Source organism: Nocardia carnea NBRC 14403 (assembly GCF_000308515.1).
Taxonomy (GTDB): domain Bacteria; phylum Actinomycetota; class Actinomycetes; order Mycobacteriales; family Mycobacteriaceae; genus Nocardia; species Nocardia carnea.
The window spans coordinates 1-5,579 of record NZ_BAFV01000050.1; the positions used below are offsets into that span (position 1 = coordinate 1).

Sequence of the window (5,579 nt, forward strand, 5' to 3'; positions counted from 1 at the left end):
GACATCACCGGCGACGATCAGCCAATCCTCGGGCGAATCGGGCCGGATGTCCTCGACGACCGGTTTGTTGCCTTGGTGACCGACATGGATATCGCTCACCGCCATCAACTTGGGTATCACCACACCTACCTTCGCACAGAACCGGCCGGTTCCGGCGGCCGGCCGAAATCACGCCGTGTCCACGGGCATGAGCGAAAGCCGTGCGTGGTGACGCTCCGTGCCCGCTTTGCTCATGCCGGAATCTCGGCCCCGACCCGGACCCACCGGCCCGACAGCCACCGCGTACTCACCGCGGCCAGCCGTAACAACATGAACGCGATCAACCCGCACCAGATTCCGCCGATCCCCCAGTCGAACGCCAGCGACAGCCAGATCGCCGGCAGGAAACCGAGCAGGGCCGCGCCCAGGGTGGTGGTCCGCAGGTAGGCCGCATCGCCCGCGCCGAGCAGCACCCCGTCCAGTGCGAACACCACACCGGCCACCGGGATCATCACCACGAAGAACCACCACACCACGCCGGTGCGGTCCAGGACCGCGGCATCGGTCGTGAACAGCGGCGGTATCCAGGCGGCGCTCACGGCGAACACCGCGGCCAGCCCCAGCGCGAACACCGCCGACCACGCGGTGACCCGGCGGGCCACCGACCGCGCACCCGCCGCATTTCGCGCGCCCAGTGCCGAACCGACCAGTGTCTGCGCGGCGATGGCCAGTGAATCGAGGGTGAGTGCGAGGAAATTCCACAGCTGCAGCACCAGTTGATGCGCCGCCACGGAGGGCGCGCCGAACCGCGACGCCACCGCCGCGGCGGAAACGAAGCACGCCTGGAACGCCAGGCTGCGCGCGATGAGATCGCGTCCCATGACGAGCTGGGCCTTCATCACCGGCAACCGCGGCGCGAGCGGTACTCCGGCCCGGACCAGAGCGCCCACGAAAAGTACCGCCGTCACCAGCTGACCGATCACATTGGCCACCGCCGAGCCGGGCAGGCCCAGCCGCGGCAGCCCGGCCAGTCCGTGCACCAGCAGCGGGCAGAGCACCGCCGACAGCGCCAGCCCCGCCACCACGTAGGTGAGCGGCCGGCGAGTCTGCTGCACGCCGCGCATCCACCCGTTCCCGGCCATGGACAGCAGGATCAACGGCACCCCGAACAGCGCGATCCGCATCCAGGCCAGCGCCTCCCCCGCGATCTCGGCATCACCGGCGATCACCTCCGCGACGGGGACGGCCGCGACCTGGACCACCAGCAGGATCAGCACTCCGATCCCGCCCGCCAGCCAGCTGGCCTGCACGCCCTCCGCGACCGCACCGGGTTCGTCCCCCGCACCGTGCCGGCGCGCCGAACGCGCGGTCGTACCGTAGGCGAGGAAGGTCAGCTGGGAACTCACCTGAGTGAGAACCAGGCCGCCGACCGCGAGCCCGGCCAGCGCCAACGCGCCGAGCCGGCCCACCACCGCGAGATCGAACAGCAGATAGATCGGTTCGGCCACCAGAACGCCGAGTGTCGGCAGTGCCAGCCCCAGTATGCGCCGGGGCCCGGCGGATACCTCCGCGGACGAAGCCGTCACCTCCGCCTGCATATCACTCCCTGTCCATGCTCACCTATCCCGCAGCAGACCAGCGAGACGAGTCGTACGGCCAACCGCCGTGCACGCTAGCGGAACTCTCCGACACGCGTACCCCGCCGCCCGCTCCGGCCGTAAGCCTCAGGCCAGGGCGGTGCGCAGCCGGCCGAGGATCTCCTCCGGCTCGCCGTAGGTCGTGTATCCGGCCGCGTAGCGGTGCCCGCCGCCGCCGAGCCTCGTGGCGATGGCCGCGACATCGGCGCCGTCGTCGGTTCCGGGACCGCTGTCCTTGGAGCGCAGCGATACCGTCCAGCGCCGCCGCTCGTCGACGGGCCGGGCTTCCTTGAACACCGCGGCAATACCGGCCTCGGCCGTCGCTCGCACGATATCGACGACGCTTTCGGCCTCTTCCTGACGGACCCCGTCGAGATCGGTGGCCCGCACGAACGCGGCGACCAGACCGGTCCCGCCGTGGGCCTCGGGTTCGAGCCGGGCCGAGGCGAGCACCGTGGACAGCATCTGCAACCAGGCGAACGGATGGGTGTCCATCAGAGTTCGAGTGATGGCGCCACCGTCTATCCCGGTGGCCAGCAACCGTTCGGCCAAGGCGTGCGTGCCCGGCGTCACCCAGCGGAACGAACCGCTGTCGGTGGCCAGCCCCGCGAACAGGCAGTGAGCGATATCGGCGTCGATCGGCTCCTGCCACCGATCCAGCAGCGCGGTGAGCACACTCGCCGTGGACACGGCGTCCGGGTCGATCAGGTTGACCGCACCGTACCGGGTGTTCGACCGGTGGTGGTCGATCACCAGCGTGGTCCCGGCGCCCGCCAGCCGATCGGCCAACGCACCCAACCGGCCCGCACTACCGCAGTCGACGGTCACCAGCACGTCCACCTCGGGCGGCACCTCGGCGGGCGGGATCAGGAACCGCGATCCCGGCAGCGTGCGCAGCGCGTACGGCAGTTCGGTGGGTTCGGCGAACGACACACGCACCGGTACCCCCCGCCGGTCCAGGACCTGGGCAAGGGCCAGCCCGCTACCGAGGGTGTCGGCATCGGGCTGGATATGACAGAGGACGGTGACCGAACGCGCGGTATCGAGCACCTGTACGGCCGCCGCGTAATCCACGGCGGCACCGGTTGTGGTCATAGCGGCTCAGTCGTCGTCGCGGGGTGTTTTGTACGGGTCGGCGTCGCCGGCGGGTTTCGCCTCGGCCGCCACCCGGGCGACCTCGTCGTCGGCCGCCCGCGCCCGGGCCAGCAGATCCTCCATCTGCCGGGCCGCGTCCGGCACGGTGTCGAGAACGAAGGCCAAGGTGGGGGTGAATTTCACCCCGGTGCCTGCGCCCACTTTCGACCGCAGCACACCCTTGGCCTTCTCCAGCCCGGCGGCGGCCGCAGTGTAGTCGGGTTCGGCCTCGACGGTTTCACCCATGACGGTGTAGTAGATGGTCGCTTCGCGGAGATCGCCGGTGACCTTGGCGTCGGTGACGGTGATGAAACGCAGCCGCGGATCCTTGATCTCGTATTCGATCGCGGTGGCCACGATCGCGGAGATCCGTTTGGCGAGCCGGCGTGCCCTGGCTTGATCCACCATGGCCGCTCCTTTCCCTTCAGTCCTCGGGTCCGAAGACGCGGCGGCGTACTGCCAGCAACTGTAACTCCGGACGGGCCGCGACATGGCGTTCGCATTTGTCGAGCACGGCCGTCAGATGATCCATATCGGCCGCCACCATCGCCACGGCGAGCAATGTGCGCCGATAGCGGTCGTGTTCCCCGGCCTCGGCGGTACTGACCCCGAAACGCTGGAGCTCGGCCAGGATCGGCCGCACCACCGAACGCTTCTCTTTCAGAGAGTGCACATCACCCAGCAGGATGTCGAATTCGAGTGCACCGAGGTACACGCAACCTCCCAGTTATAGCGACGACGCGGCACCGGGGCCCGCCGCTGCGCGGCGAATCCCGGGGCCTGTCGTGCCGTTGTCGATGACCGGGCCCGGACAGCGGAGTCCGGGCCCGTATCGCAATCAGTCGCGCGGCTTCTCGCGCAACTCGTAGGCCTCGATGACGTCGCCCTCCTTGATATCGGAGTACGTCAGCGTCATACCGCATTCGAAGCCTTCGCGGACCTCCATGGCGTCGTCCTTCTCGCGGCGCAACGAGCTGATCGTCGTGGATTCGGCGACCACCATGTTGTCGCGGAGCAGACGAGCCTTGGCATTTCGCTTGACGACACCCGAGGTGACCATGCAGCCGGCGATGAGACCGATCTTGGACGACCGGAAGATCGCCCGGATCTCGGCGCGGCCCAGTTCGACCTCTTCGTAGACCGGCTTGAGCATGCCCTTGAGCGCGCTCTCGATCTCGTCGATGGCCTGGTAGATCACCGAGTAGTACCGGATGTCCACGCCTTCGCGGTTGGCCAGTTCGGTGGCCTTGCCCTCGGCCCGCACGTTGAACCCGATGATGATCGCGTTCGATGCCGACGCCAGGTTGACGTTGGTTTCGGTGACACCACCGACACCGCGGTCGATGACCCGCAAGCGCACCTCGTCGTCGATCTCGATCCCGAGCAGGGCCTCTTCCAGCGCCTCGACGGTACCGGAGTTGTCGCCCTTGAGGATCAGGTTCAGCTCGCTGGTTTCCTTCAGCGCGGCATCCAGATCCTCGAGGCTGATCCGCTTACGGCTACGCGCGGCCAGTGCGTTGCGCTTACGCGCATTGCGCCGGTCGGCGATCTGCCGGGCGATCCGGTCCTCGTCGACCACGAGCAGGTTGTCGCCCGCGCCCGGTACCGAGGTGAAGCCGACGACCTGGACCGGTCGCGACGGCAGCGCCGCATCGACATCGGCCCCGTGTTCGTCGACCATGCGCCGGACGCGGCCGTAGGCGTCGCCCGCCACGATCGAATCGCCGACCCGCAGCGTGCCGCGCTGGATGAGCACCGTGGCGACCGGGCCGCGACCGCGGTCCAGATGCGCTTCGATGGCCACACCCTGGGCGTCCTGCTCCGGATTGGCCCGCAGGTCCAGGGCAGCGTCCGCGGTGAGCAGCACTGCTTCGAGCAACGCGTCGATATTGATGTTCTCCCGGGCGGAGATGTCGACGAACATGGTTTCGCCGCCGTACTCCTCGGCCACCAGGTTGTACTCGGTCAGCTGCTGCCGGATCTTCTCCGGGTTCGCGCCTTCCTTGTCGATCTTGTTGACCGCCACCACGATCGGCACATCGGCCGCCTGCGCGTGGTTGATCGCCTCCACCGTCTGCGGCATCACACCGTCGTCGGCGGCGACCACCAGGATCGCGATATCGGTGGCCTTCGCACCGCGGGCACGCATGGCGGTGAACGCCTCGTGACCCGGGGTGTCGATGAAGGTGATCGGCCGGTCTTCCTCGCCGAGATGGGTCATCACCTGGTAGGCGCCGATGTGCTGGGTGATACCGCCGGCCTCGCCCTCACGGACGTTGGCCTTACGGATCGTGTCCAGCAGCCGGGTCTTACCGTGGTCGACGTGGCCCATAACGGTGACCACCGGCGGCCGCTGTTCGAGGTCTTCCTCGCCGCCTTCGTCCTCGCCGTAGGTGAGGTCGAAGGATTCCAGCAGTTCGCGGTCCTCGTCCTCGGGGCTGACCACGTGCACGACGTAGTTCATCTCGCCGCCGAGCAGTTCCAGTGTCTCGTCGTTCACCGACTGGGTCGCGGTGACCATTTCGCCGAGGTTGAACAGCGCCTGCACCAAGGCGGCCGGGTTGGCGTCGATCTTCTCCGCGAAATCGGACAGCGATGCGCCGCGGGCGAGGCGGATGACCTCACCGTTACCGCGTGGCAGCCGCACACCGCCGACCGACGGAGCCTGCATCGAATCGTATTCCTGGCGCTTCTGCCGCTTCGACTTACGACCACGCCGGGGCGCACCACCGGGACGGCCGAAGGCACCGGCCGCGCCACCGCGACCACCGGGGCCACCCGGACGGCCACCACCGGGACGACCGCGGAAGCCGCCACCACCGGCGGGTG

General features: G+C 68.5%; 5 protein-coding genes and 1 pseudogene. All 6 read right to left on the reverse strand.

All coding sequences use genetic code 11. The features are described 5' to 3' along the window. A pseudogene (locus ON22_RS38010) lies at nucleotides 1–120 on the reverse strand (metallophosphoesterase); the annotation flags it as partial. A 110-nt stretch (nucleotides 121–230) separates the two neighbouring features. Next, the gene (locus ON22_RS17235) at nucleotides 231–1,577 is read right to left on the reverse strand and encodes an MATE family efflux transporter (protein WP_033241434.1); all 1,347 of its coding nucleotides are present in this window, start codon (nucleotides 1,575–1,577) and stop codon (nucleotides 231–233) included. A 126-nt stretch (nucleotides 1,578–1,703) separates the two neighbouring features. Further along, nucleotides 1,704–2,711: a DHH family phosphoesterase gene (locus ON22_RS17240; protein WP_033241433.1), complete on the reverse strand. Its 1,008-nt coding sequence runs from the start codon at nucleotides 2,709–2,711 to the stop codon at nucleotides 1,704–1,706. 6 nt (nucleotides 2,712–2,717) lie between these two features. Further along, nucleotides 2,718–3,158, reverse strand: coding sequence for a 30S ribosome-binding factor RbfA (rbfA, locus tag ON22_RS17245; protein ID WP_033241432.1), 441 nt, complete (start codon nucleotides 3,156–3,158; stop codon nucleotides 2,718–2,720). A 16-nt stretch (nucleotides 3,159–3,174) separates the two neighbouring features. Beyond that, entirely contained in the window at nucleotides 3,175–3,465 is a 291-nt protein-coding gene (locus tag ON22_RS17250; RefSeq protein WP_033241431.1) for a DUF503 domain-containing protein, read from the reverse strand. A gap of 123 nt (nucleotides 3,466–3,588) precedes the next feature. Beyond that, nucleotides 3,589–5,579: translation initiation factor IF-2 (infB, locus tag ON22_RS17255; RefSeq protein ID WP_081595636.1), on the reverse strand; the 1,991-nt coding region annotated here is incomplete at its 5' end.